This window comes from Polaromonas aquatica (genome assembly GCF_050626995.1).
GTDB classification, from domain to species: Bacteria; Pseudomonadota; Gammaproteobacteria; order Burkholderiales; family Burkholderiaceae_C; genus Polaromonas; species Polaromonas aquatica_A.
Genome location: NZ_CP192467.1, coordinates 3,026,142 through 3,052,623 on the forward strand (window position 1 = coordinate 3,026,142; position 26,482 = coordinate 3,052,623).

Consider the following 26,482-nt stretch of genomic DNA (forward strand, 5'->3'; position numbering starts at 1 on the left):
CGGACCGCCTACGGCGTCCGGTCACCTTCACGTTAGACCACATTGCTATGGCGCGTACTGACGACCTACTTTATATAGAGACTGAAGATGCCTGCGCAAACTGCGGGTTGCGTGATGTTCGGGCATTGACGATTCACCACATCGAGCAGACTAAGCCGAAGAACGAGAACTATGACAATAAGATCGTTCTATGCCACAACTGTCACACGTGCCATCACAACGGCAAAGGCCCGAGCGACGATGAGATCCGCGACATCAAGCGCCGGCTCATTGTGAAGACACTCACTCGCCTGGGGCTGAACGCCCTGAAGCGCGCCTACAGAAACCCGAGAGTCGTTGCGAGTCCTTTCACAGTCGATCATCTCGTCGAGTGGGGCTACTTAAGGCACGTCGAAGACCTGTCGTGGTGCTCAAGTGATGAGAAGGAGGAAAAGGAAGTTCCGATTGATGCAGCGTACGAGATTTCTTCGCAAGGTCGTGAACTCTTGGAAAAGTGGGAGTTAAAGTGACCGTGCTGTCTAACATTTTGCTCGACACGGAAAAACAACCAAAGGCTGCGGCTTCGCCGCGATGGTTGGGTTCCGGTCAGCTCCAACGTTAGAGCGCATGGACGCCATGTTTCACGATCGAGAACTCACGCCGCGCAGCTTCCTTGACCGGCGTGACGAAATCAATGCCAAGCTTCGATCCAAACGCCAAATCGAACTGCGCGTAGCCTTGTATGCGTTCGGAGAGGAAGCCTTAATTGCTTGCGCGACGTCAGGATTTTCCGAGGCAGGTACGCCGGTTAGGCTGCCGTTTTCTGTTTCTAACGATGATCTTGGCCAAGCGGTTCGCGAGCTACTCCTCCAAACCTACTTGCATCCTGTGCCGTCGCACACGGACGCAAAATTGTCTGACTGGCCCGCATTTGTTGTCTCCGGCGCGAAGTCGGGGCGAGCATTTGAGGAGAACTGCACGTACTTGTCCGTCGAAACTGTGAACACGGCGTTGCGAATTCATGCATCCCGGCGCAAGCCACCGTCGGCTGTGTACATTGGGCAAGACCACTCGCTTGCCGTGGATAGCGAAGAACTTGGCGCGTCCATCCGAAATCTCGTATCAATCGTCAGGCGGCTAGACTCGCAAGATGCGCTCTAACAAGTCTTTCGACACGGACGCACAAGTGCGTCCACTCCCTTCGGTCGCACCTCACTTGTGCGCGCCGGTCAAGTCCGACGTTACCTCATGTTGAGAACGATATAGAACACGACCCTCGACAAGCAAGTCGCTTATCAACGCCGCAGATCAACCCCATTCCGACAGCCGCCCCGACACCAACCTAAACCGCCGCCCGCAACGCGAGGCCAGCGTTTCATCATGCGTGACCAGCACAAAGGCTGTGCCGAAGTCGCGTGCGAGTTGCAGCATCAATTCAAACACGCCGTCGGCCGTTGATCGGTCCAAATTACCGGTCGGCTCATCAGCCAACACGCAAGCAGGCTGCGTGACCAGCGCGCGTGCAATCGCCACACGCTGGCGTTCGCCGCCTGAAAGCTCTGCAGGGCGGTGGTGGATGCGATCTTGCAGCCCAACAGCCGCCAGCATCTTGGTGGCGACGCGTGCACATTCCGCAGGAGATTCGCGGCGGATCCACAGCGGCATCGCTACGTTATCCAGCGCGCTGAACTCGGGCAGCAGGTGGTGGAACTGGTAGACAAAACCCAAGTGCTTGTTGCGCAGGTCGCCTTGTTGTTGGGGTGACAACGACGACAGGGTTTGACCCTTGAGTTCGACTTGCCCGCTGGTCGGCGCGTCCAGCCCGCCCATCAAATGCAGCAGCGTGCTTTTGCCGGAGCCCGAGGCGCCGACGATGGCCAGCGTTTCGCCGGCGTGGACTTGCAGGTCTACGCCGTGCAGCACGGTCAGGTCGATCATGCCTTCGTGGAAGCGTTTGGTGAGAGCGCTCGCTGTCAGGACGACCTCCCCATTCAAGTCGGGGCCGCGGGACTGGCTTTGCCAGACCGCAGGCGCAGCGGCCCCCTCGGGGGGCAGCGAACCAGACGAAGTCGGGAGCGTGGGGGTCATATCTTTTTTGAGCTCACTCATAGCGCAGGGCCTCCGCCGGGTTGACGCGGCTGGCGCGCCAGCTGGGGTAGATGGTGGCCAGGAAGGACAGCACCAGGGAGATGACGGCGATGGGCATGATGTCGGCGTATTGCGGCTCACTCGGCATGCGGCTGATGAGGTAAATGTCCTTGGGCAGGAAGCTGGCGTTGAGGGCGCGCTCAATCGCAGGCACGATAACGTCGATATTGAAGGCGATGCCCAGACCCAGCAGCAGGCCCGAGAGCGTGCCGATCACGCCGACCAGCGCGCCCTGCACCATGAAGATTTTCATGATGCTTTTCGGGCTGGCGCCCAGCGTGCGCAGGATGGCGATGTCGGCGCGCTTGTCGGTCACCGTCATCACCAGCGTGCTGACGAGGTTGAAAGCCGCCACCGCAACGATGAGCGTGAGGATGATGAACATCATGCGTTTTTCGAGTTGCACGGCGGCGAACCAGGTTTTGTTCTGGCGCGTCCAGTCGCGGATCAGCAGGTCACCGCTCAAACTTCGTGACAGCTCAAACGCGACCTCACGCGCCTGGTGCAGGTCTTTCAGCTTGATGCGGATGCCGGTGGGCCCTTCGAGGCGGAAGATCCGCGCGGCGTCTTCCTGGTGCATCATCACCAGCGCCGAGTCGTATTCAAAATGGCCGGAGTCAAACGTGCCGACCACGGTCATTTGTTTGAGGCGCGGCACCACGCCCGCCGGGGTGACCTGGCCGCTGGGTGCGATCAGCGTGACGCTGTCGCCCTCGCGCACACCCATGGCGCGGGCGAGCTCGCCGCCCAGCACCACACCGAATTCGCCGGGGATCAGCTTGGCCAGCGTGGGGCCGGATGTGGCGGCGAGGTCGGTGACCTGGCCTTCAAGCGTCGGATCAATGCCGCGCACGACGGTGCCCTTCATGTCTTCACCGCGTGCCAGCAGGGCCTGCGCAGCAATAAAGGTGGCGGCGCCGGTGACTTGCGGGTTGGCCTTGATTTCAGCCAGCGTTTTTTGCGGGTTTAGCAGAGCTGCGCCGTTGGGGGCGAACACCTCGATGTGGGAGATCACGCCCAGCATGCGGTCGCGTACTTCCTTCTGGAAGCCATTCATCACACTGAGCACAATGATCAGCGCGGCCACACCGAGTGCGATGCCCAGCATGGACACGCCTGAAATAAAAGAGATAAAGCCGTTGCGCCGGGTGGCACGGCCGGCGCGGGTGTAGCGCCAGCCCAATATCAGCTCATAAGGAATTTGCATACTCAACCTGGTTGTCGTTGCGGGCCATTGATGGCCCGCCCGAACGGATTCTTATACGGTGCGATTTACGCGCCAAATTTGAAGGCCAATTGTGGCATCCCGGACAATAGCCCCATGTCAGCCAATTCCGCCACTCCTTTCACAGGGCCGCACCTGCTGGTTCCCTTTGCGGCTTGCAGCGCTGAGGCCTGGCTGCCCACCATGAAGGCGCTGCCGGCGCAAAGCACGCGCCACCTCAACCAGCTGCTCAAGGGCATGAAGTCAGTGCACACTGATACAGCAGATGCACACACGCTGTCGACGCCGCACGAGCGGGCCTTGGCCCTTGCGCTGGGCCTTGCCACGGCCGACACGCCTGATGGGCTGATTCCGTGGGCGGCGCAAGATGCGGCGCAGCACCTGCAAGGCGAGTCGGGCAAAGCCTGGGCCTGGGTAACGCCTTGCCACTGGGCCATGGGCCGCGAGCACGCCACGCTGACGGACCCGGCCGCGTTGGGGCTTGATGATGCGGAGTCCCGCGCGCTGCTGGCGGCCATGCAGCCTTACTTTGACAGTGACGGCATCACGCTGCGCTATGTGCCTGCATTGGGGGCAGGGCAGTGGCTGGCCGAGGGCGAACTGTTTCGTGCCTTGCCCACCGCTTCGCTCGACCGCGTGATGGGCCGCAATGTAGACCCATGGCTGCCGGGCGGAAAAACCGAGGCGAAGGACAGCACGGCCCGCAAGATCAAACTGCTGCAGAACGAAATGCAGATGCTGCTGTACACCCACGCGCTGAACGATGAACGCGCCGAGCGCCGCCAGTTGCCGGTCAATTCATTCTGGCTGAGCGGCACCGGCGCCCTGCCTGCCGGGTACGCACCCGGCGGCCAGAGACCGACCGTGCCGCGCAGCCTGGCGCAAGCCGTTTTTGCAGACGACTGGGAAGCTTATGCCCAGGCCTGGGCGGCGCTGGATGCGGGCGACATCGCGCAGCTGCTGGCCCGCCAGCGTGCAGGCGAGGCCGTGCGGCTGACGCTGTGCGGCGAGCGCGGCTGGCAGACCTTTGAAACGCACCCGGCCGACCTGATGGCCAGAATTTCAAGCCTTTTGATGCCTCAGCCCTTATGGTATGAGCGCAACCAGCTATAAAAAAGATAGTAAGCATAATGAAAATACAGGTACGCGACGTGCCCCCGCGCAGCGTCTGGGCGCTGCAGCAAGCCGGCATTCACCCGCTGCTGGCGCAGCTGTATGCCGCGCGCGGTGTAAGTGCGGCGGACGAGCTGGACGACGGCCTCGCGCGGTTGTTGCCGCCGGTGTCGCTGCATGGCGTGCAGCAGGCGGCTCAGCTGCTGGCCGACGCGATGGCAGCCGGAAAAAAGATCTGCGTGGTGGCCGACTACGACTGTGACGGCGCCACCGCCTGCGCCGTGGCCTTGCGCGGCCTCAAGCTGCTGGGCGCGCAGCATGTCAGCTACCTGGTGCCCGACCGCGTCACCGACGGCTACGGCCTCACCCCGCCGATTGCCGAGCGCGTGAAAGCCGCTGGCGCCGACGTGCTGGTGACGGTGGATAACGGCATTGCCAGCATCGACGGCGTGGCGCGCGCGCGCGCCCTGGGCATGCAGGTGCTGGTGACTGACCACCACCTGCCCGCGCTGAAAGACGGTGAGGTGGTGCTGCCCGAGGCCGACGTGATCGTCAACCCGAACCAGCCGGTCTGCACGTTTGAAAGCAAATCAATCGCCGGCGTGGGCGTGATGTTTTATGTATTGCTGGCGCTACGCGCCGAGCTGCGTGCGCGGGGGGCATTTGATGCCGCCACACAGCCAAAGCTCGATGCGTTGCTGCCTCTGGTGGCGCTGGGCACGGTCGCCGACGTGGTGAAGCTCGACGCCAACAACCGCCGCCTGGTGGCGCAGGGCCTCAAGCGCATACGCATGGGCCATCTGCCTGCAGGCCTGGCCAGTTTGTTCAAGGCGGCGGGCCGCCAGACGCTGGTGGCCACCACCTTTGACTTTGCGTTTGCGCTGGGCCCGCGCATCAATGCGGCAGGGCGGCTCAGCGACATGACGCTGGGCATTGAATGCCTGCTGACCGACGACGTGGGGCGCGGCGACGAGCTGGCGCAGATGCTGGACGGCATCAACCGCGAGCGCCGCGACATCGAAGCCGGCATGCGCGAGCAGGCGCAGCTGGCGGCCGACGCGATGATTGACGAGGACGAAGAGCCGCCGCCGGCGATCGCCATTTTCGATGCGGAGTTTCACGAAGGCGTGGTCGGCATCGTGGCCTCACGCATCAAGGACAGGCTGCACCGCCCGACGTTTGTATTTGCCGCCAGCCAGGCCGATGGCAAGGAGCATGAGCTCAAGGGCTCTGGCCGTTCGATCCCGGGGTTCCATCTGCGCGACGCGCTGGACCTGGTTGCCAAGCGCCACCCCGGCGTGCTGCTGCGCTTTGGCGGCCACGCCATGGCGGCCGGCTGCACCATTGCCGAAGAGCATTTTGAAATCTTCGAAAGAGCGCTGCAGCAGGTCGCCCACGAATGGCTGGACGCCGCCACGCTGACGCGCCGCATGGACACCGACGGCCCGCTGCCGGCCGAATATCGCCGTACCGACGTGGTCGATACGCTGCACAGGGAAGTCTGGGGCCAGGGTTTTGCGGCCCCGACCTTCAGCGAAGTGGTGGAAGTGGTGTCACAGCGGCTGGTGGGTGAAAAGCACCTGGCGCTCAAGCTCAAGCACCAGGGCCAGCCGGTCGACGGCATCTGGTTTGGGCATACCGAATCGTTGCCCGCGCGGGTGAAGCTGGCTTTCCGGCTGGATGCGGACGAGTGGCAGGGCGTGAAGCGGGTGCGGTTCCTGGTGGAAGCGGCGGAGCTTTAGGCGGACCGCTGCGCTCGCCTGGCAGCCGATGTGCCTTCTGCCGCCCAGACCCCCCAGGCCTTTCGCGCTGTAGCGCTTGTCCGACGATGGCCGGGTGGAGCCACCTACAGCTGGCCGCCGACGCGGCGGGAATGATGACGCAAAGGTGCCCAACCCGGTGCGCCGCCTACCACCCCTGAGGCATCCATGAACACCATCATTTATATCGTCGGCCTTGTTGTCATCATCGGCGCCGTCCTGTCTTACTTCGGTTTTCGCTGAAATTTCAAGAAATCGGGGCTCAGGCCAACAGGAACGTGCGCGAGCCGCTCCTGAATTCATAGCAAATCGGGTTTCAATTCTTACTCCAAATGAGAGCAATTCTCATTTAAGATGGGTTTCCCTCTTCCTTCGGCTGCGGATCGCCGGTTGTGGAGTGGGGCACCTTCATCTTCTGGAGACCCGACATGCAAGGACCCTGTAACGCTCTGCCCGGCCTTGACCGTGAACACCGCGCTTTGCTTGCCCAATACGGCGAGATCCAGAAGCGCTGCAGCACCGTGATTGCCGCGCAGGCCGCAGAAATTGCGCGCCTGCAATCCCAGGCAGTGCGCCTGCGCGCAGCGGCGATGGCGCGGGAGACTGCGCTGGCCTGGGAGCGCGAAGACCGCCAGGCAGTCGAGGCGGCTATCCCCGGCCTGCCCAAGCGGCTGACGCTGGCGCGTCGGGTGGAATGGCTGCTGGGCCGTGTCCATGATTTACAGGCTTTGGTGCGGGAGCGCCTGCGCCGGCAGAAGAGGAGTGCGGTGAGCCCGCAAACCGCGGCAACGCTGGCGGACGCCTTGTCCACCTCGCACACCCCGCCTGTCCTGCACGAAAAGTCCGTGCTGTGCGTTGGCCAGCAGGGCGCCGGCACCACCGCCTGCCAGCATGTCATTGAAATGGCGGGCAGGACACTTCCTGCACCATGCGGGCGATGACGTGCAGGACGCGGCCGCACTTGAAGCCAGCCTGGTGGCCGCCGACCTGGTGATCTGCCAGACCGGCTGCGTGAGCCACGACGCCTACTGGCGCGTGCAGGACCACTGCCGGCGCACCGGCAAGCAGTGCGTACTGGTCGGCCAGCCGCAGGCCATGCAGTTTGTGCGCAGCAGGCAGGCGCCTTTTCCGCCCATCCCGTCAACCAGCCTGCCGCTCACGCCGCAAGCCGAAAATATCAAATAAAAGCGGCCTCAGCCCTTTGAAAACGGGCGCAGCATGCTATCTATTTAATAGCAATTCTGGTGGCTTCATTGCCGCGCACAATCGCACGCTCACGGAAACTTCTGGTGACAGCATGCACCAGCATGGCATGCCGCTTGGGCCGTCCAAGCACCAGAATCATGCATTTTGTACACAATCCTTAGATAAATCGCATACAAAGCTGGCACAGGCTTTGCAAGAAGGATGGCATGAATGCTCTTGCCAGCCCGACCCCAGCCGCCATTGAAGCCATCGCGCTGACCAAACGGTACGCGCAGCAAGACAAGCCTGCGGTCGACGGCATTAACCTGCGCATCGCCAGCGGCAGTTACTGCTGCCTGCTCGGGCCTTCGGGCTGCGGCAAAAGCACGACGCTGCGCATGATGGCGGGGCATGAGTCCGTCACCAGCGGCGACATCCTGCTGGAAAACCGCAACATCACCGACCTGCCCGCCGCCGGCCGCGGTACGGCGATGATGTTCCAGAGCTTTGCGCTGTTTCCGCATCTTTCGGCACTCGACAACGTCGCCTTCAGCCTGAAGATGAAAGGCGTGGACAAGGCGGCGCGCCGCCAGCAGGCCAAAGACTTGCTGGAACGCGTGGCCATGGGCCACCTGGCAGAGCGCAAGCCGGCCGAGCTGTCAGGCGGGCAGCAGCAGCGCGTGGCGCTGGCGCGCGCGCTGATCACACAGCCGCGTGTGCTGCTGCTCGATGAACCGCTGTCGGCGCTCGACCCTTTCCTCCGCATCCAGATGCGCGCCGAGCTGCGCCGATGGCAAAAAGAGCTGGGGCTGACTTTCATCCACGTCACGCATTCGCAGGAAGAAGCGATGGCGCTGGCCGACACCATGGTGGTGATGAACCACGGGTTGATCGAGCAGGTGGGTTCACCGCACGAAATCTACAACCGCCCCGCGAGTGAATTTGTGGCGCGCTTCATGGGTGGGCACAACGTGCTGGACACACCCGCCGGCAAGATCGGCGTGCGTACCGACCACATGAAGATCACCCCGGCCGGCCAGGCCGCGCCCGACGCGCCGCACAACCGGCGCGCCGTGGTGACCGATGTCGAATACCAGGGCCCCTATGTGCTGCTGGGCTTGCAGAACCCGGGCGTTTCACCCACAGCCCACACCACGGCCGAGTTGTCGGTGATGGTGCCGGAGGCAGCGTTTACGGCCCGGCCCTATGCGCCGGGTGACAGCGTGCAGCTGTCATGGGCGTCGGAGGCGGCGCACACGCTGCAGGCCGCCCCTCCTGCCGTCATTAGTGCCTGATCCAAACAGAACGCAGAAGCACAGAGTTTTCCACCGTCCCTTCGCAAGAAGATTTTTTACCCAAGCCACCAGGAGTTTTTCACCATGTCCGACGCTCTTCCTGATCAAAAAGACACCACCGCCGACGCCTCTGTGGGCGGCGTACCGCGCCGCGCTTTGCTCAAGGGCACAGCCGGCATCCTGGCCACGGGCCTGTTCCCGGCCGTTCACGCGCAGGAAAAAATCGTGCTGCGCTACCTGGGCACCGCGGTGAACCAGGACAAGGCGATTGCCGAAAAGTTCAAAGCCGACACTGGCATCACCATCCAGTACGTGGCCGTGACCACCGACGACGTGACCAAGCGCGCCGTGACCGCACCCAACAGCTTTGACCTGATCGACACCGAATATTTTTCGCTGAAGAAAATCGTGCCCACCGGCAACCTGAAGGGCATTGATACCAAGCGCATCAAGAACGCCGACAAGATCACCTCGCTCTTCACCACCGGTACTGTGGCCGGCAAGGCCGTAGGCGACCAGGGCACCGCGCCCAAGAAAGTGATTTACCTCGAAGGCGAAAAAAGCAAGGTCTTCGCCAAGAGCCCGACGCAATTCATGTCGCTCATCCCCACGGTCTACAACGCCGACACGCTGGGCATCCGCCCCGACCTGATCAAGCGTCCCATCAGCTCGTGGGCCGAACTGCTGAACCCTGAGTTCAAGGGCAAGGCGGCCATCCTGAACATTCCGTCGATCGGCATCATGGACGCTGCCATGGTGGTGGAAGCCAAGGGCATCTACAAATACCCGGACAAGGGCAACATGACGAAGAAGGAGATCGACCTCACGATCGCCACGCTGATCGAAGCCAAGAAGGCCGGCCAGTTCCGCGCGCTGTGGAAAGACTTCAACGAGTCCGTCAACCTGATGGCCTCCGGCGAAGTGGTGATCCAGTCGATGTGGAGTCCCGCTGTGACGGCGGTGCGCACCAAAGGCATCGCCTGCAACTTCCAGCCGCTGAAAGAGGGCTACCGTGCCTGGGCTGCCGGCTTCGGCCTGCCCGCCACGCTGTCGGGCAAGAAGCTGGACGGCGCGTATGAGTTCATCAACTGGTTCCTCGACGGCTGGGCCGGCGCCTACCTGAACCGCCAGGGTTATTACAGCGCTGTGCTGGAAACCGCCAAGGCGAAGATGGAAGCGTACGAGTGGGCCTACTGGATGGAAGGCAAGCCGGCCTCGCAGGACATCAAGAGCCCCAACGGCGATGTGCTGGCCAAAACCGGCGCCGTGCGCGACGGCGGCAGCTATGAGTCGCGCATGGGCGGCATCGCTTGCTGGAACGCGGTGATGGACGAAAACAACTACATGGTCCAGAAGTGGAATGAGTTCGTCGCGGCCTGAATAAGCACCCCCCTGTGGTCGCTCACTTCGTGTAGCGGCCTCTCCCCTACAGGGGACGACAGCTGCGGCCTGGCAAAGCCGTGGATTTGGCACACCCCCGTTGCCGCTCACTGCGTGTAGCGTCCTCCCCCCTTGCAGGGGGCGACCGCTGCAGCCCGGCAAAGCCGGTTCTGCGCCGTCTGCGAAACAGGATTTTTGAATAGCTTTAACTTTAGATCGTCATGAACTCACCTGCAATCACTGCCCATCCGAGCCCGGCCAAGGCGCCGGGGCGCAGCCTTGCGGCCTGGTGGCAGGCTACGCCGTTGACGGCGGTGTTTGTGCTGTTCTTTCTGGTGCCGCTGGCGCTGGTGTTGATGGTTAGTTTCTGGGACTTCAATGAATATGAATTGCTGCCGGGCTTCACGCTGAAGAATTACCTGGCGGTCTTTGAGGGTTGCGGCAATACGTCGGAGCTGTGCGTCACCTTCAAGACTTACCTTTCGACGTTCAAATTCAGTTTCCTGGTCTGGCTGATCACGCTGGTGACGGGATTTTCGGTGTCGTACTTCCTGGCGTTTTATGTGCGCTCGCAAAGTGTGCAGACGCTGCTGTTCGTGCTGTGCACGATTCCGTTCTGGACATCCAATGTGATCCGCATGATCTCGTGGGTGCCGCTGCTGGGCCGCAATGGCCTGGTGAACCAGAGCCTGGCGGGGCTGGGCATCGTGAACCAGCCTGTGGAGTGGCTGCTGTTTTCGGATTTTTCGGTGGTGCTGGCGTTTGTGCATCTCTACACCATGTTCATGATCGTGCCGATCTTCAATTCGATGATGCGCATTGACCGCAGCCTGATTGAAGCGGCCAACGACAGCGGCGCTTCGGCCTGGCAAACGCTGTGGAATGTCATCGTGCCGCTGTCGCGCACGGGCATCATCATCGGCTCCATCTTCGTCATCACCATCGTGATGGGCGACTTCGTTACTATTGGCGTGATGGGCGGCCAGCAGATCGCTTCCATCGGCAAGATCATCCAGGTGCAGACCTCTTACCTGCAGTTTCCGCTGGCAGCGGCCAATGCGGTGATCCTGCTGGCCATTGTGCTGATGATCATCTGGGCGCTGACCCGCCTGGTCGACATCCGCAAGGAACTATGACCCCCACGCTTGTCACTTCGTGTACTGCGCTGCCCCCCGAGGGGGCTGGCCTTGCTTGGGGCGGCCCGGCGCTGCGGCCCCTTCTGGGAGGGTTCTAACTATGTCCGACAAACGCACCGCCGGCTTCTGGTTCCTCGCCGCATTCTTTGCGCTGTTTGTGCTTTTTTTGTACGGCCCGATGTTTGTCATCGTGGTGCTGAGCTTTCAGGGGCCTGAAGGCGGACTGACATTTCCGCTGCGCGGTGTCTCGCTGCACTGGTTTTACAAGCTGGCCGAAGGGCTGGGCGTGGTGGATATTGGCGCGGCACTGCAGCGCTCACTGGGCCTGGGCCTGGCCGTGATGGCTTTCACGGTGGTGTTCTCGGTGCTGGCCGGTCTGGCTTTTCGCAAGAAGCTGGCGGGCGGCAACACGCTGTTTTTTGTCGTGGTGGCCAGCCTGATCATGCCGTCCATCATCGTGTCGCTGGGCATTGGCCTGGAGTTTCGCCTGCTCGATACCGGCGTCAAGAATGTGCTGGAAGCTTTCGGCATGACGGATGCGCTGGAAGGCTACGGCACCTCACTGGGCCTGTTCACGTCGGCACTGGGCGCGCACCTGACCTGGACCTTGCCCTTTGGCCTCTTGATCATGTTCGCGATTTTCAACCGCTTCAACCCGGCCTACGAAGAAGCCGCGCGCGACCTCGGCGCCACGCCTTGGCAGGGCTTTCGCCATGTGGTGCTGCCGCTGATTGCGCCGTCGGTGGTGGGTATCGGCATGTTTGGCTTTACCCTGAGCTGGGACGAAATCGCCCGCACCTCGCAGGCCATCGGCGACGTGAACACCCTGCCGCTGGAGCTGCAGGGCCTGACGACCACCGTCACCACGCCGTCCATTTATGCTCTGGGTACCGTCACCACCGTGGTGTCGTTGCTGGTCATGGCGCTGGCACTGGGCCTGGCCTGGTGGCTGGGCCGCCGGCAAAAGAAAGGCACCCGATGAGCGAGACAACGCAGGTAACTCCCCTGACCGACACCGAAATGTATGAACGCGTGATTTCGGCCATCCTGGACCACCGCCTGCCGCCGGGCACCAAGCTGGTCGAAGATAAGCTGGCGGGCGCCTTCGGCGTGTCGCGCACGCGCATCCGCCCGGTGCTGGTGCGCCTGGCCAATGAGCAGGTCGTCACACTGATCCCCAATCGTGGCGCCACCGTGGCCCAGCCCACCGAGCAGGAAGCACGCGAAGTTTTTGAGGTGCGCCGGCTGATTGAACCCACGCTGGTGGAGCTCTTCATTGCCAAGGCGAGCGAGGCCGACATGCAGCAGCTCAAACGCTGCATCGACGACGAGGAAGCCGCACGCCTGGCCGGCGACATGCACCGCGCGATCCGGCTGTCGGGCGACTTTCACCTGCAGATCGCCGAGCGCGCCGGCCACCAGACGCTGGGCCGCATCCTGCGCGAGCTCACCTCGCGCACGTCCCTGATCCTGATGACCTACAGCACGGCCCACAAGGACAGCCGCGACGAAGCCGCTGCCTGCGGCTGCCGTGAGCACCGCACCCTGCTGGACGCGATTCGCCTGCGCGACGTTCGCGAAGCCGCGCGCCACATGCGCGAGCACCTGACGCGGCTGGAGTCGCAGCTGCAGTTCACGCCGCCAGCGGATGATGCGCCCGACTTGTCCACGCTCTTTGCCTGACATGCGCCCCAAGCTTGCCGCTTCGCGCCGGGTTCCACGCCAGCAGGGGCCGCGGGACTGGCTTTGCCAGACCGCAGGCGCCGCCCCCTTGAGGGGGGAACAGGCTACACGCAGTGAGCCTGGACAGGGGTGAATTTTTAACCATGCGCAAGCTGTTGGTCATCAATCCAAACACGTCTGCTTCGGTCAGTGCCCTGCTGCAAACGCATGTGCAGGCCGCCGCCGGGTTGCATGTGCAGGTACGCACCGTGACCGCGCGTTTCGGCGCACCCTATATTTCGGACGAAGCCAGTTACGCTATCGCCTCCCACGCCACGCTGGACGCGTGGGCCGCTGCGCTGGCCGGTGCGGGTGAAACGGGTAGCGCCCAAAAAGCATCAGAAGCGCCTGATGCGGTACTGATCGGCTGCTTTGGTGACCCTGGCCTGCTGGCGCTGCGCGAAAGCAGCCCGGTGCCCGTCACCGGCCTGGCCGAGGCGGCGTTCATCGAGGCGGCGCGCCACGGCCGTTTTGCCATCGTCACCGGGGGTGAGCGCTGGGGGCCGATGCTGCAGCGGCTGGCGCAGGCGCTGGGCCACGCGCCATCGCTGGCCGGCATCCACACCGTCGCGCCGACCGGTGCGCAGCTTGCGGCCGATCCTGCCGCTGCGCGCACCTTGCTTGCGCAGGCCTGCCGCGACGCGGTGCGCCAGCTGGGCGCGCAGGCCGTCATTCTGGGCGGCGCGGGCCTGGCCGGCATGGCTGCGGCGCTGCAACCGGGGGTGAGCGTGCCGCTGATCGACAGCGTGCTGGCCGGTGCCCACTGGGCCCTGCGCAGCCATGCACCGCCACCGCAGCGCAGCAAGGCCGGCTTCGATGTTCCCTGGGAAAATCTCTCTAAAGAAATCACTTCCTTGGGGCTATAGCCCAATGAACTTGGGCGCAAGATGCTATGTATTTAATAGCAATCCGTTGCTTCGGGCGTAGGAACGCATATCAGGCCAGGTTGCCGGCGCTATTAAATTGATAGCTTGTTGCGCCCGCTTTTATTGGGCTGGAGGCTGAAAATGCATAAAAACCGTCTTCCACGCCAGGAGGCTGGACATCTACACGCGGCGGGCCTTCTGGGGTCAGGGAGATTTCGGCTGGCCTGCGCCAACAGCCCGCAACGCCTAAAATGGCCCAGTGACTCCCAAAAACATTCTGAATGCCGACCTGCACTGCCACTCTGTGGTGTCAGACGGCACGCTGACACCGGAGGCACTGGCTGAACGGGCCAAGGCCAACGGGGTCGAACTCTGGGCCCTGACCGATCACGACGAAATTGGCGGTCAGTACCGCGCCGCAGCCGCTGCCAAAGCGCACGGCATGCACTACCTCACCGGCACCGAGGTGTCCGTGACCTTCGCAGGCCAGACGGTGCACATCGTCGGCCTGGGTTTTGACGCTGAGGACCCAGCGATGCAGCAGGGCCTGCGCGCCACGCGCGGCGGCCGCGAACAGCGCGCCATGGAAATGTCGGACTCGCTGGCCAAGGCGGGCATCAAGGGCGCTTACGAAGGCGCGCTGAAGTTTGTGGGCAACCCGGAGCTGATTTCGCGCACGCACTTTGCCCGTTTTCTGGTCGAAACCGGCGTGTGCCGCGAAACGCCTGAAGTCTTTCGCAAATACCTGACCGAGGGCAAGCCCGGCTATGTGCCGCACCGCTGGGCCAACCTGCGCGACGCCGTGACCTGGATCACCTCAGCCAAGGGCGTTGCGGTGATTGCCCACCCGGGCCGCTACAAGTTCACCCCCAACGAGGAATACGCCTTGTTCACCGAGTTCAAGGCCCATGGCGGGCGCGGCGTGGAGGTGGTTACCGGCAGCCACACCCCGCAGGAATACGTCAAGTACGCCGAAACGGCCAAAGAGTTCGGCCTGGCCGCTTCGCGCGGCAGCGACTTCCATAGCCCTGATGAAAGCCACACTGACCTGGGAACGCTACCCTACCTGCCCGGTGAACTGACGCCTGTGTGGGAACTGCTGGCGGACCGCATCCAGTGATGGCCGGCTTCGCAAACAAACAGTCCCACGCCCCGACCGGTATTGCGCTCCTGGTAGCCGCAGTTGCCTGCTTTGCCGTACTGGACACCACCACCAAGTTCATTTCCGCCAGCGTGCCGTTGTTGATGGCGCTGTGGTTTCGTTATGCCTTCCAGGCCATTGCCACCACGGTGGCTGTGCTCCCGTCACGCGGCTGGTCTGTGCTGCGTACCGCGCATCCGAAATTCCAGTGTCTGCGCGGTGTGCTGTTGCTGTGCAGCAGCATGCTCGCGTTTTTCAGCCTCAAGCACATGCCGGTTGGCGAGTTCACGGCTATCGTCATGATCACGCCGCTGGTCATCACACTCCTGGCATCCCTGACCCTGGGAGAACGGGTGTCGTGGTTGCGCTGGGCGCTGGTCATAGGCGGATTTGCCGGCACGCTGATCATCATCCGGCCGGACGGTGATGACTTCAACTGGGCCATGCTGCTGCCGCTGGGCCTGGTGGGCACCAACGCCTGGTTCCAGATTTTGACCAGCCGGCTGGCACGCACCGAAGATCCTTTCACCATGCACTTTTATACCGGCTGGGTCGGCACGCTGGTGGCCTCGCTGGCCCTGCCATTTGTCTGGACATGGCTGGACGCCTGGACGCTGTGGGCCGGCCTTTGCCTGATGGGCCTGCTGGGCACGGTGGGCCATTTCATGATGATCCTGGCTTATGGCCGTGCGCCGGTATCGACCCTCACGCCGTTTTTGTATGCCCAGATCGGCTTTGCCATGATCGGCGGCTGGCTGGCGTTCTCCCATGTGCCGGACCGGTGGTCCATGCTGGGCATGGCCATGATCGCCATTTGCGGCGCAACAGGCGCATGGCTCGCGGTGCGTGACAGTCGGGTCTCCATCGAGCCCGTTGAGTCTTGAGTTCAACCTGTCTGCACACATCCAGGCCACCTGAGTCACCATGTCACAGTTTTTTGAAGTTCACCCTGAGAACCCCCACACGCGCCTGCTCAAACAGGCGGTGGCACTGCTGGAGCGCGGCGGCATTGCGGCGGTGCCGACAGACTCCAGCTACGCGCTGGTCTGTCATCTTGATGACAAGGCCGCGGCCGACAGCCTGCGCCGCATTCGCGGTGTGGACGACAAACACCACCTGACGCTGCTGTGCCGCGACCTGAGCGAGCTGGCGAACTACGCGCGGGTCGACAACAAGCAGTTCCGGCTGCTGAAGGCTGCCACGCCAGGGCCGTACACCTTCATCCTCGAAGCCAGCAAGGAAGTGCCGCGCCGCGTGAGCCATCCGTCACGCAAGACCATCGGTTTGCGCGTGCCTGAACACAAGGTGCTTCAGACGCTGCTGGAGCTGCACGGCGCGCCGCTGCTGGCCACCACACTGATTCCACGCGGCGGCACCGAGCCCCTGAATGACGCGCACGAGATTCGCGAGTTGCTGGAGCACGAACTGGCCGCCGTGATCGACGCGGGTGCCTGTCACCAGGAGCCCACCACGGTGATCGACCTGACAGCCATGGGCGATGGCGGCGAGCCTGTTGTGGTGCGGCAGGGCAGGGGCGAGCTGGCCGCGCTGGGCCTTTAGCGCGCCGAACGGGATTCCAGTCACGTACCTCTCCTTCCCCTTCAAGCAGGGCCTGCGGAACCGGGTCTGCCGGGCCACAGGCGCAGCGGCTCCCTCGGTGGGCAGGGAGCTACACGAAGTGAGCGACCGCGGGGGCGATAATCAGGCATGGATATCGCCAACCTGATTCAAACCGTTGCCATCTATGCGCTTCCGGTGCTGTTCGCCATCACCGTGCATGAGGCCGCGCACGGCTACATTGCCCGCTATCTCGGCGACAACACCGCGTGGATGATGGGTCGTGTGACGCTCAACCCTGTCAAGCACATTGACCCCATCGGCACCATCCTCATGCCGCTACTGTTGTACTTTGCAACCGCAGGCACGTTTCTCTTCGGCTATGCCAAGCCGGTGCCGGTGCAGTTTGGCAATCTGCGCAACCCCAAGCGGGACATGATCTGGGTGGCGCTGGCAGGCCCTGGGGCCAACCTCGCACAGGCCTTGCTGTGGGGCATCCTGTTTTACTTTCTCGCGGGCGCTGGTGTGACCGAGCCGTTTTTTATCAAGATGTGCCAGGCCGGCATTCTTGTTAACGTCGTGATGTTTGTCTTCAACCTTTTCCCCTTGCCGCCGCTGGACGGCGGCCGTGTGCTGGTCGGCCTGCTGCCCTACAAACAGGCGCTGCTGGTCTCTCGCGTGGAGCCCTGGGGGTTTTTCATTGTGATGGCGCTGGTGATTTCCGGTGTCATCAGCAATCTCTGGATGCGCCCCTTAATGGACGTGACCTACACCGTGATCCAAACCGTTTTGACGCCGCTGGCGATGCTGGTGAAATAAATGACCCAAGACCTCCAACCCGGCGCCGCCGTGGCTTCTCCTACCCGCTTCCTCACCGGCATCACCACCACAGGCACACCGCACCTGGGCAACTATGTCGGCTCGATCCGGCCATCGGTACAGGCCAGCTTTCGCAACGACGTCCGCAGCTTTTATTTCCTGGCGGACTACCACGCGTTGATCAAATGCGACGAGCCTGCGCGCATCCAGCAGTCCACACTCGAGATCGCCGCCAGCTGGCTCGCGGCCGGGTTGGACCCGGAGCGCGTCACCTTCTATCGCCAGTCGGACATTCCCGAAATCCCCGAACTCACCTGGCTGCTGACCTGTGTGACGGGCAAGGGCGTGCTCAACCGTGCCCATGCCTACAAGGCCTCTGTCGACAAGAACGAAGCGGCCGGCAACGACCCGGATGCGGACGTGACGGCGGGCCTCTTCATGTACCCGGTGTTGATGGGCGCGGACATCCTGCTGTTCAAGACACACAAGGTGCCGGTGGGGCGCGACCAGATCCAGCACATCGAGATGGCGCGTGACATGGCCCAACGCTACAACCACCTCTATGGTGAGCACCTGGTGCTGCCCGATGCGGTGATTGAAGAGTCCGTCGCGCTGCTGCCCGGCCTGGACGGGCGCAAGATGAGCAAGAGCTACGACAACACGATCCCGCTTTTTACGCCGCGCGAGCAGATGCGCAAGCTGATCGCCGGCATCGTCACTGATTCACGCGCGCCGGGCGAGCCCAAAGAAACCGAAGGCTCGGCGCTGTTCCAGATTTATCAGGCCTTTGCCAGCGTGGATGAAACCCAGGCCCTGCGCAAGGCATATGCCGAGGGCATTGCCTGGGGTGACGCCAAACAATTACTGTTCGAACGCATCGACCGTGAAGTGGCACCTATGCGCGAGCGTTATCACGATCTCATCAGCGACCCGGAAAAAATCGAAGCGACTTTGCAGGCGGGTGCGCAAAAGGCACGCGCAGAGGCGACACCTTTTATGGGCGAATTGCGTCGCGCCGTGGGTTTGCGCAATCTAGCAACAAAAAAATCCGCTGCTGCAACGAAAGGCAAGTCAGTCAAAAGTATTGCTCCTGCCTTCAAACAGTACCGCGAGAAGGACGGCAAGTTTTATTTCAAGCTGCAGGATGCCGACAGCCGGGTACTACTGCAGAGCCATGGTTTTGACTCTCCCCGGGAGGCGGCCGTGATGATTTCGGCTTTGCAGAAGGAAGGCGTGAATGCGTTTGCTGCACTGCAAAATCAGCTTCAAATATCGCCCGGTATCGAGGTAACAGAAGTGCAAGCAACGCTACGATTCTTTACATCTGAAACGCCTTGAGCGTCTGATGCACGCCAACCTCGCCGCCAAAAATTGAGGCCGCGTGCAACAGGCCTCAGCGGAATCACATTGGTACGAAAGACTTATTGGCTGTTGTTTTCGGGTACTACCACCCTGAAAAAATACCGCAATTTCAAGTTTATTAGTGCCCCAAAGTTGACATTCACCAGTTATGCTCATCAGGTGACAGGAACGATACTTTAGATGTGAACTAATGAGTATTTTTGTAATAGATGACCATCCGCTGATGCGCGAAGCAGTTGTCATGCTGATTCGCCGCTTGAGCAGCAAGGCCACCGTGACCGAGCTGGACCGGCTCGCCGCCGTGATGCCCGCCGTACAGCAATACGGTACCCCTGAACTGATCTGCCTCGACTTGAAGCTGCCTGACACCAATGGTGTTTCAGGTGTGCGTGAGCTCAAACACCAATTCCCCAACGTTCCCCTGGTGGTGCTGTCAGCAGCACCGGCCCAGGACTACGAGGACTTGTCCATTGAGGCGGGGGCTGATGCGTATATCCAGAAGTCCGCGGGCGCCACTGAGATCTCCAACGTCTTGCGTGTCTTCCTGAGCGAAGAGCTTGATCCCGAACCCGCCACGCCGACGGAGAAGTTGTCCAAGCGGCAAAAGCAGTTGCTGGTCATGCTCGACAAGGGCATGAGCAACCGCGACATCGCCGAGGAACTCCAGATCAGTGAGCACACGGTGAAGGTACATTTGTGGCGGCTCTTCCGGCGCCTGAATGTGAAAAGCCGGTCACAGGCTAGCCACCTCGCGCGCACTCAGGGCCTGCTTTAACAGCACCTGATCCCACGGCTGCGTTACTAGCCAGGTTCCCGCAGCTCCACCCAGAAGACACTGCCCCGGCCACTCCTTGAGGCCAGCCCCACAGGGTGGCCCAACGCCTCGCTCAGGCGGGCGACGATAGCCAGCCCCAGCCCGAAGCCCTCTTCGGTGCCTTGCAGGGGAATCCGGTAAAACTCCTGGAAGATCGCCTGCTGGTGCTCCTTCGCAATGCCCACCCCGGTGTCCCATATCTCGATGCGTGGCACGCCACGCCTGTTACGCACAGCCAGTAGCACGCCACCGCGATGTGTATTTCGAAGCGCATTCGAGAGAAGGTTGCCCACGAGGCGCTGAAGCAGCACGGGGTCAGATCTGATTCGCCCTGCCGCAGGCCGTACCCTGAGCCGCAGGCCGCGCTCCCGGGCAAAGGGCGCGTATTGTGCCTCCAGGTCTTGCACCAGCCCGCTCAGATCCACATCCTGCAGGTGGACCCGCAGCGGGTTGGACTCCAGTCCCGCCAGGTCGAAGAGAGAATTGAACAGGTCATTGACCGCTTTGGTGGAGCGGACGATCTTGGGCGCTATCTGCGTCACAAATTCGGGCTCCGCAGCCAGCCAGCCGGCATACAGGTCCAGGGCGTGCACAGGCTGGCGCAAGTCGTGGGCGGCGCTGGCAATAAAGCGGTTTTTGATTTCCACTGCCTCCAGCGCAGCGCGGCTCTTTTCGGTCAGGGACCTGATCAATTCTGAATTGTCGAACTGCAGCTCAAGGTTGGCTCGCTGCACTTCGTGAAAACGCTGACCGGAGATCAGAATGACGATCCAGTAAATCATCACCAGCACGACCATGCCATAGGTATTGAAGGTGGACGGGATCCCTCCTTCCAGAAGCAGCTGCGAAACCAGCACAGTCATTGAGGAAAATCCAAGGCCATTCACATAGCCTTTGAAGCAGGGCAGCCAGGAAGAAAAAGTGCCCACCGCAAACCCGGCCATGCCCACCAGAACGATCATGCCGAGGAACTGGTCGTACACAGGTGCTTTGAGGAAGTGCACAAACATCGATGCACCCCAGACCACGGCGCTCATCGGCCATGTCCAGGTGTAACGCGCCATGAACGCCCGCAGCGGCGGGCCGCTGACACCTACCAGGGACCGCTGGTAAATGCGGATGATGCGGTAGCGCACAAAGGTCACCGCCGTGGCCGCAGATGCCCAGATCCCCAGGGTAAGAGAATCCACGTGCTGGTAAAGAATGGCCGCCATGCACACGATCAGCACCAACGCCGAATGCAGGGCAGGTTGTGCATATCGCATGAAGGTATGGATCAGCCGCATTTCGACCCAATCCTCGCGCGAAATATCTGATGCGCTCTGGGTAGGCCGGATCGCTAAGGGGTGGTCCATGGAAGCCGAGTTTACGTCGCATCCGCGGCCGCAATACCATCCGAAACGCACGCCTGTTGCACTGGCGTCTCGGGACTTACGCTCAGTTAAACGTCACACCCGCCCAGCGCACACGGCCAAGCACGGCAAAATCCCGGTCCGTACCTTCGTAGCCCTGTATGTCAAACGGCTCATACGCCGGGTTGTAGCTGCTGACACGCAATATTCTTCCGGGCAGGCGCTGAAGTTTTTTCACCAGCAGGGCGCCGTCAAGCCTTACCACGTGCACACCCTCCGTCAGTGCATCGCGATCCCGCAGGTCAGCGAGCACTGCGTCTTTCGAGTGCAACCATGGCTCCATGGAGGTGCCCGTCACCACGAACATGACGATGTCGTTATGGGCTATTCCCAGGTCATACCGGATGAACTGTGCGTCAAAGGGGCGCATCGACACGACCGATCCAACATCGCTGAAGACGTCTCTATCCGGAGGGGCACGGAGGTCAAACAGCGGCGCATAGACAAACGTACCGGCCTCAACTGCGCGCACATCTCGGGCCACCGTGGCGACGGGTCGGGTTGGGTTTTGAGGCTCCCGGCCCAGCAGTTGCTCGGGCGTCAGGTGGTATTCCCTGGCCAGTACTTCAAGCTCGAAGGCATCTGGCAGGCTGTCGCCGCGTTCAATGTTCCAGATGGTATTGCGGTGAACCCCGACCGTGGCCGCGACCTCATTGATTTCCCTGGCGCCCCGGGCCATCCGGCAGCGCTGGCCGAACTGGCGCATGAAAACCGTCCTGGCTTCGGTTCGTACCGACTTGACCCCGGCCTTGTCAGCCGCTGTTGCGGCTTCATGCAGGTACCAGGCAACTGGCTCCTCTACCTTGGCTGGCAATACCGAGGTCAAAGAATAGGGCTGGAGCTCACCAAGTGGGCGGGAAATTCCTGTTTTTTGTGCTGTTTCTTTTGTGTTCATGAACACTATTTTGTGTCTTCATGCACAAAATAGGCAAACATAACACCCATTTTTTTGGTAATAAATACCATGGAAGTAGCACAAATTGAAACATCTCAAAAAAACCGTTTGACTTGCCCTCTTTTGTGCTGAAAATAATGGGTATGAGCCCAAAGAAATCGACAGACGCACAAGACGATATGCATCCAGCCGATGTCATTGCCGCCCTCCGCAAACGAGGCACCAGCCTGCGGAAAATTGCTATCGAAAATGGTTACAGCCACATACAACGCGTGTTGACCAGCCCTTGGCTGGCGGCTGAGCAGCTTGTGGCGCGTGCCCTCGACAAAAGGCCCGAAGAATTGTGGCCGTCGCGCTATGTCAATCCGGCCAACCGCGCACTGGCCTTTCAGCAGACACGCAAGATCGCCGTCACCATGCCGCATCAGCGCAACCAGACACCGCGCAAGCCGGCACATGAGCTGACGCCAGGCAACTTCGGCCAGCTTGCGGATGGACCTCCGCAGTCCAAGACCTGATCGTTACCTGAGCAGCTGAACAAGATCCCGACCAATCATGGGCGACCTTCTCACCCACGATGTGCGTACCCTGTGGTTGCAGCTACACGCAACCGGCGGTTGGTGGACGCTCAACTCGCTGGGCTCTCACTGGAAGCCGACATACGAGCCTCATGATGTCCAGCAAGCCATGGACATGCTGGAGGCTGGTAGTTTTGTGGAAAGCCGCCACCAGACAAGCCGGCTGAGTTACGGCGTCACCCCCGACTGCAAAACCCCGCCCGGCTTAGAAGTTGCCGTAGATCAGGAGCCAGGTGCTCACGCGGTGGCGAAGTGGTCCGATTGGCCGATGCGTCGATGGATTGACTGGCGATCAGCCAGAAATGAAGTCATCGAAGAGCGAACGGCTGGCCCCTTGCTTCGGCGCCCACCTCATTTGCCTCGACAACCAATCCCATCAACCCGACCACAAAGGAATCTCAACATGCTGCTGTCCAGCACCGGAATCAAATTGCGCGTTCATCTCCGCACACACGACGGTGAAAACGTATTTGTAGAACTGGAAAATGAAGACATCGAGAAAGCAGCAATGGCCAAGGCCAGCGTGACCGAAGCCGAGGTCCATCCCATCAGGATGATGTGCGTTGAGTTTGTGCAAGCCATCATCAGCCCGTTAACCGGTGGCGATCGACTGAAAGCATAAAGAGAAAAAGATGGCATGAGCTACAAGGGAAGGGGGCCGCTACGCGTTGAGGGCCTTCCACCAAACAGCATTGCAAATCTCTACAAAGTATCAACCCCAGACATTCGCCTCACTCTCGAAATTGTTCCGCTGGGGGCGTACGACGCAAAAGCGCTGCCCCGTGGGCGCTTCCATGACCCACCATCGCTTGATCTGTGCGACGCGGCGTGCCCCCAGCCGCTCCAGCCGTTCGACTTCGGCATCAATATTGTCAGTCTCAATGTCAATGTGCACACGGCTGGGATGAGAGACAGACTGCACCAGGACAGTAGGCTCGTTGGGTGGGGTGCGCAGCTGTCGATAGTTTTGATCGTCAGGATCAGAGAGTTTTTTCGACGGCCAGCCCAACGCCTCCGACCAGAAAGCGGCCGCCGCATCTAGCTGGTCGGTTTGGCAGTCGATGACGATAGTTGCCAGGCGGCTCTTATGCATTTCTTGACCTCAACTTTGACTTAAGGCCGCCGCGGCGCACTGCATCGAGAGTCCATTACCTGCGCAGCATTCGGGATGGGCGTCACCTCGCCAGTCAACTCTTCCCGGTTGAGTAGAAGGCAGTGAAACAGGGAACGCATATTTGCATCATCGGCAAGCTAGATATCTCCTTCTGTCGGCAGACTTCTTTTTGGGACCTCGGTAAGAGCCTACGAAGTTTTCAAAGCACTTCAACTCCCATCCAGCCCAATCTTCATGAAAGTGCTTTGACAGCGCTTCTCTGGAGAAATCCACGACACCAGGTTGCTGTTAGCTAGCCTTCTTTTCCGTCGCTCCTGCGTCCGTTTCACGTGCAAGCGTGCCCGCCGAGATTGGACGGAGTATCGGGAATCCGTCCTACAGAACCGCAATTGAGCAGCGTCCTAGCATGAACACACCAGCAATGAAAAGTCGTCGCCGTGGCTTGTTTCCATGAACGGTGGACCAGGAACGGCAGACGACGATTCATTCTCGTGAAGAAGGGTTTGATGGCGTGATTGCGCGGCATTTGCTCTTCAATAGCCTTCATCACTTTCTTAAGGAGATTGAAAATGAACAGCATTAAACGTAGCGCGCTTTGCGTGGTTGTACTCGCCGGCCTGGCGGGCTGTAGCGGCATGACCCAGCAAGAGAAAAACACCGCCATCGGCGCCGGCGTAGGCGGCGTGGCCGGTTCAGCTCTAACCGGTGGCAGTGCCTTGGGTACTGTCGGTGGCGCCGCAGTGGGCGGCGTGATTGGGCACGAGGTCAGCAAGCCAAAAAGATAAAACTGCACTTCGAGTAGCTTGGCTTGCTCCTAGAACCGAAGAAAGCCAGAACGGATGTGGGTACATACGCAGGGATGTTCATGACTACAACCGGAGCGCTTGCCACAGCGAATAGAGCATGTCCTTCGCTGCTGCGATTGCTGCTACTACGGCGATGATTGCGGCCCACTTGGCCCAAGTTGCCTGTGATCGAGCTGCGTGAGCACTGGTAGAAGCGGCGTCAGCACTGGCTCTCGCTAGCTCCATGTTTTCTTGGGCGACTGCCAGCGCCTGCTCTTCTCGAGATTCGCGGCGGGCCTCTGCTTCTCGATTTCTCGCGTCCTCTCTTTCGCGAACCCATTCTTTCGCAACTGCCAGGTGTTGGGTGTGGTAGAGGCCGCGCGCTATGCGCTCCCGAACTTCGCGTTCGTTGTTTGTCATGTCGAGACGCTCGCGGAAAGTTGGCTTGTCCATAAGATCCATTTAATGTTCAACATGAGCGGGATGGCGAAGCTGCCGTGGCATGTCCGCTCGATGGAGGTGCTAGCTCCCATGCCTCAGAACTCTTGGAGCTCCGTCATGGGCCTCTCGCCCTCAATTACCGGAGCATTGGAGGTAAAGAACTTCCACATGACCTTACCCTCGCGCAGAACGCGATGATAGTTGGCATGGTTAACTTCGTACTCGATGAAGAAGTGCCGAGTGTCGGGAATAACTTCGATTGGCTCTCCGGGAAAGACCTTCTCTGAGGACCGAGACTCAAGCTCTACGTAGGCTTCACCGTCGACCCGGACTTCGTACCGGTCGAGGTCTCCCACTTCGACCGGTACGAAAACAGGGATGTAGATCTGGACCTTCCAACCGTTGTGTGCTTCGGAAAGAGTATTCGTGTAGTTGACGACCAGACGGTACTTGTGAACATCGGCGGCGCGAGACCTTACTCTGAATCGAACGTCAAGGAACAGCCCGGGAGGCTCGTCGGGATGGGCTTGGCAGTGAGCCCACCACTGATCGCGATGAGCGCGAAGCTCGTCGGGCGAGTACTTCGTGCCCATTGGATGTCTCGGATTGAAGTGGCCAGCCTCGGCGTGGCATCGCAAACAGAGGCAGATAGCGTTGGCGATGGTGTTTGGCCCGTCATCTGCCTCTTGAACGATGTGATGCACGTTTACACTGCGCCCACCAAATTCATGACAGACGCAGCATCGACGATGCGACTTGACGAGCACTTCATCACGAACTTGACGAGGGAAAGGCATAGACGAGCCTCGATGCGAATTGGGGGCTAACGTGAAAATGACCGACCACTAACACAAGCGGCGAAGCCGCCTCCTGCTGTTGTGGGTCCGCATCGATTGATAGGTTAAGCATTAACTCTGTCCAATTTGAGCCGGCGGAGGTTCGGGCTGGGGTTGCTCAGCTTCAGCTGTCTCCTCAGCCGGTGTTTCGTTTACCTTCGCGTCATCAAGATTCTTGAATCGTTGGGCGATATCGTAGAACTGAGATACGTCCTGGATAATCGCCAAACCCGGCAACGGCTCACCAGTCGCACGATTTGGCATGTATGCGGACACAATGCCGAGAAGTTCGGCGGTTCCGGTCAAACGGAATGTCGGTCCGCCGCTAACGCCGTTTATCGCTACTCCGTCGACTAAATAGTGCTTCTTCGCCTCGTCGTAGTAGCTGATGCGGCCAGAGAAGAAACAAGCGTGCGATGGATGGACGGCGGGGAATCCAAGCCAACCAATTTCAACGCCAGACTTGATGTAGTACCCGTCTTCCACGAGTTTCAGCGGCTCTTCAGGTAAAGGTAGCTCTCCGCGACGGATAACGATTGCCGCGGAGTCTATCGAGAGATCAAGATGGATGGCACGCTCGTCGGCCCGAAAGAGTACAGATTTCCCCGATTCAGGATGGAGAATTCGAATAGGTGCTTCCCAGTAGTGTGCGTGATCGACGACATGGGCGGCCGTAGCGATCGCGCACAAATCCGTAGTCTTGCTCGTCGAGACCAACCAACCGGTGCCGGACCCGCGAGGGGTCGAAATGTGAACGATGTGCGGGTGAACCTGTGTAATGCCCTCGTGCCATTCCATGCGGACCTCCTTGATGTTTAACGTAGAGTTAACCAGCGACTTGCACTAGGACGCGACGAAGCCGCGGGACGCTGCAAGCTCCACGTCCGTGTCGATTGCCATGTTAGAGACCTCAGGCGCA

The 26,482-nt window shown here is 60.8% G+C and carries 27 protein-coding genes and 2 pseudogenes; 20 read left to right on the forward strand and 9 right to left on the reverse strand.

The annotated features are described in order from the left end of the window. The first annotated feature begins 47 nt into the window (after positions 1-47). Together ACQ4MS_RS14475 and ACQ4MS_RS14480 are read left to right on the forward strand one after the other, a co-directional pair. Positions 48-509: a hypothetical protein gene (locus tag ACQ4MS_RS14475; protein ID WP_431095328.1), complete on the forward strand. Its 462-nt coding sequence runs from the start codon at positions 48-50 to the stop codon at positions 507-509. Positions 510-606: 97 nt separating this feature from the next. Continuing rightward, entirely contained in the window at positions 607-1,140 is a 534-nt protein-coding gene (locus ACQ4MS_RS14480; protein WP_431095329.1) for a hypothetical protein, read from the forward strand. Positions 1,141-1,287: 147 nt separating this feature from the next. On the opposite strand, the gene lolD is transcribed toward ACQ4MS_RS14480, so the two are convergent. Both lolD and ACQ4MS_RS14490 read right to left on the reverse strand, forming a co-directional pair. Further along, positions 1,288-1,917: a lipoprotein-releasing ABC transporter ATP-binding protein LolD gene (gene lolD, locus ACQ4MS_RS14485; RefSeq protein WP_431099596.1), complete on the reverse strand. Its 630-nt coding sequence runs from the start codon at positions 1,915-1,917 to the stop codon at positions 1,288-1,290. 163 nt (positions 1,918-2,080) lie between these two features. Further along, positions 2,081-3,334, reverse strand: a complete 1,254-nt coding sequence (locus ACQ4MS_RS14490) for a lipoprotein-releasing ABC transporter permease subunit (RefSeq protein ID WP_431095330.1) — start codon at positions 3,332-3,334, stop codon at positions 2,081-2,083. Positions 3,335-3,448: 114 nt separating this feature from the next. On the opposite strand from ACQ4MS_RS14490, the gene ACQ4MS_RS14495 reads away from it, so the two are divergent. From ACQ4MS_RS14495 to ACQ4MS_RS14565, 15 genes and pseudogenes are all read left to right on the forward strand, one after another. Next, complete coding sequence (locus tag ACQ4MS_RS14495; RefSeq protein ID WP_431095331.1) at positions 3,449-4,465, forward strand: hypothetical protein; 1,017 nt, start codon at positions 3,449-3,451, stop codon at positions 4,463-4,465. A gap of 17 nt (positions 4,466-4,482) precedes the next feature. Then, a complete protein-coding gene (gene recJ / locus ACQ4MS_RS14500; protein ID WP_431095332.1) occupies positions 4,483-6,207 on the forward strand; it encodes a single-stranded-DNA-specific exonuclease RecJ in 1,725 nt (574 codons plus the stop codon). A 587-nt stretch (positions 6,208-6,794) separates the two neighbouring features. Continuing rightward, positions 6,795-7,410 (forward strand): annotated as a pseudogene (locus ACQ4MS_RS14505) (DUF2325 domain-containing protein). A 227-nt stretch (positions 7,411-7,637) separates the two neighbouring features. Then, positions 7,638-8,705: an ABC transporter ATP-binding protein gene (locus tag ACQ4MS_RS14510; RefSeq protein WP_431095333.1), complete on the forward strand. Its 1,068-nt coding sequence runs from the start codon at positions 7,638-7,640 to the stop codon at positions 8,703-8,705. Between the two features lie 84 nt (positions 8,706-8,789). Then, the gene (locus ACQ4MS_RS14515; protein WP_431095334.1) at positions 8,790-10,085 is read left to right on the forward strand and encodes an ABC transporter substrate-binding protein; all 1,296 of its coding nucleotides are present in this window, start codon (positions 8,790-8,792) and stop codon (positions 10,083-10,085) included. A 221-nt stretch (positions 10,086-10,306) separates the two neighbouring features. Continuing rightward, positions 10,307-11,221 carry an ABC transporter permease gene (locus tag ACQ4MS_RS14520; protein WP_431095335.1) on the forward strand — a complete coding sequence of 305 codons (915 nt, stop codon included), beginning with the start codon at positions 10,307-10,309 and terminating at the stop codon, positions 11,219-11,221. A gap of 100 nt (positions 11,222-11,321) precedes the next feature. Then, positions 11,322-12,203, forward strand: coding sequence for an ABC transporter permease (locus tag ACQ4MS_RS14525; RefSeq protein WP_431095336.1), 882 nt, complete (start codon positions 11,322-11,324; stop codon positions 12,201-12,203). Beyond that, a complete protein-coding gene (locus ACQ4MS_RS14530) occupies positions 12,200-12,904 on the forward strand; it encodes a GntR family transcriptional regulator (RefSeq protein ID WP_431095337.1) in 705 nt (234 codons plus the stop codon). Before ACQ4MS_RS14525 ends, ACQ4MS_RS14530 begins: the two co-directional genes overlap by 4 nt. Positions 12,905-13,047: 143 nt before the next feature. After that, a complete protein-coding gene (locus ACQ4MS_RS14535; protein ID WP_431095338.1) occupies positions 13,048-13,809 on the forward strand; it encodes an aspartate/glutamate racemase family protein in 762 nt (253 codons plus the stop codon). Between the two features lie 259 nt (positions 13,810-14,068). Continuing rightward, entirely contained in the window at positions 14,069-14,929 is an 861-nt protein-coding gene (locus tag ACQ4MS_RS14540; RefSeq protein WP_431095339.1) for a 3',5'-nucleoside bisphosphate phosphatase, read from the forward strand. After that, the gene (locus ACQ4MS_RS14545; RefSeq protein ID WP_431095340.1) at positions 14,929-15,834 is read left to right on the forward strand and encodes a DMT family transporter; all 906 of its coding nucleotides are present in this window, start codon (positions 14,929-14,931) and stop codon (positions 15,832-15,834) included. Before ACQ4MS_RS14540 ends, ACQ4MS_RS14545 begins: the two co-directional genes overlap by 1 nt. Positions 15,835-15,874: 40 nt before the next feature. After that, complete coding sequence (locus tag ACQ4MS_RS14550; protein WP_431095341.1) at positions 15,875-16,510, forward strand: L-threonylcarbamoyladenylate synthase; 636 nt, start codon at positions 15,875-15,877, stop codon at positions 16,508-16,510. A gap of 147 nt (positions 16,511-16,657) precedes the next feature. Beyond that, on the forward strand, positions 16,658-17,326 hold the full coding sequence (locus tag ACQ4MS_RS14555; protein WP_431095342.1) for a site-2 protease family protein: 669 nt from the start codon (positions 16,658-16,660) through the stop codon (positions 17,324-17,326). After that, the gene (locus ACQ4MS_RS14560; protein ID WP_431095343.1) at positions 17,327-18,664 is read left to right on the forward strand and encodes a tryptophan--tRNA ligase; all 1,338 of its coding nucleotides are present in this window, start codon (positions 17,327-17,329) and stop codon (positions 18,662-18,664) included. Positions 18,665-18,878: 214 nt separating this feature from the next. Then, on the forward strand, positions 18,879-19,463 hold the full coding sequence (locus ACQ4MS_RS14565) for a LuxR C-terminal-related transcriptional regulator (RefSeq protein ID WP_431095344.1): 585 nt from the start codon (positions 18,879-18,881) through the stop codon (positions 19,461-19,463). A gap of 26 nt (positions 19,464-19,489) precedes the next feature. Here the strand turns inward: ACQ4MS_RS14565 and ACQ4MS_RS14570 are convergent, their stop codons facing one another. Further along, positions 19,490-20,857, reverse strand: coding sequence for a sensor histidine kinase (locus tag ACQ4MS_RS14570; protein ID WP_431095345.1), 1,368 nt, complete (start codon positions 20,855-20,857; stop codon positions 19,490-19,492). 82 nt (positions 20,858-20,939) lie between these two features. Next, positions 20,940-21,809, reverse strand: a complete 870-nt coding sequence (locus ACQ4MS_RS14575; protein ID WP_431095346.1) for an XRE family transcriptional regulator — start codon at positions 21,807-21,809, stop codon at positions 20,940-20,942. A gap of 143 nt (positions 21,810-21,952) precedes the next feature. On the opposite strand from ACQ4MS_RS14575, the gene ACQ4MS_RS14580 reads away from it, so the two are divergent. Next, positions 21,953-22,327, forward strand: a complete 375-nt coding sequence (locus tag ACQ4MS_RS14580) for a helix-turn-helix domain-containing protein (RefSeq protein WP_431095347.1) — start codon at positions 21,953-21,955, stop codon at positions 22,325-22,327. Between the two features lie 37 nt (positions 22,328-22,364). Next, positions 22,365-23,009 (forward strand): hypothetical protein, encoded by a 645-nt coding sequence (locus ACQ4MS_RS14585; RefSeq protein WP_431095348.1) that lies wholly within the window; start codon positions 22,365-22,367, stop codon positions 23,007-23,009. Between the two features lie 90 nt (positions 23,010-23,099). On the opposite strand, the gene ACQ4MS_RS14590 is transcribed toward ACQ4MS_RS14585, so the two are convergent. Then, the gene (locus ACQ4MS_RS14590; RefSeq protein WP_431095349.1) at positions 23,100-23,480 is read right to left on the reverse strand and encodes a VOC family protein; all 381 of its coding nucleotides are present in this window, start codon (positions 23,478-23,480) and stop codon (positions 23,100-23,102) included. A 590-nt stretch (positions 23,481-24,070) separates the two neighbouring features. Here ACQ4MS_RS14590 and ACQ4MS_RS14595 point away from each other — a divergent pair. Further along, on the forward strand, positions 24,071-24,286 hold the full coding sequence (locus tag ACQ4MS_RS14595; RefSeq protein ID WP_431095350.1) for a glycine zipper 2TM domain-containing protein: 216 nt from the start codon (positions 24,071-24,073) through the stop codon (positions 24,284-24,286). A gap of 84 nt (positions 24,287-24,370) precedes the next feature. Here ACQ4MS_RS14595 and ACQ4MS_RS14600 read toward each other — a convergent pair whose 3' ends face one another. From ACQ4MS_RS14600 to ACQ4MS_RS14615, 4 genes and pseudogenes are all read right to left on the reverse strand, one after another. Next, positions 24,371-24,739, reverse strand: coding sequence for a hypothetical protein (locus ACQ4MS_RS14600; protein ID WP_431095351.1), 369 nt, complete (start codon positions 24,737-24,739; stop codon positions 24,371-24,373). An 83-nt stretch (positions 24,740-24,822) separates the two neighbouring features. Next, a complete protein-coding gene (locus ACQ4MS_RS14605) occupies positions 24,823-25,320 on the reverse strand; it encodes a hypothetical protein (protein ID WP_431099651.1) in 498 nt (165 codons plus the stop codon). Positions 25,321-25,356: 36 nt separating this feature from the next. After that, positions 25,357-25,524: pseudogene (locus tag ACQ4MS_RS14610) on the reverse strand (HNH endonuclease); the annotation flags it as partial. 111 nt (positions 25,525-25,635) lie between these two features. Continuing rightward, positions 25,636-26,361, reverse strand: coding sequence for a S1 family peptidase (locus tag ACQ4MS_RS14615; protein WP_431095352.1), 726 nt, complete (start codon positions 26,359-26,361; stop codon positions 25,636-25,638). Positions 26,362-26,482: the final 121 nt, after the last annotated feature.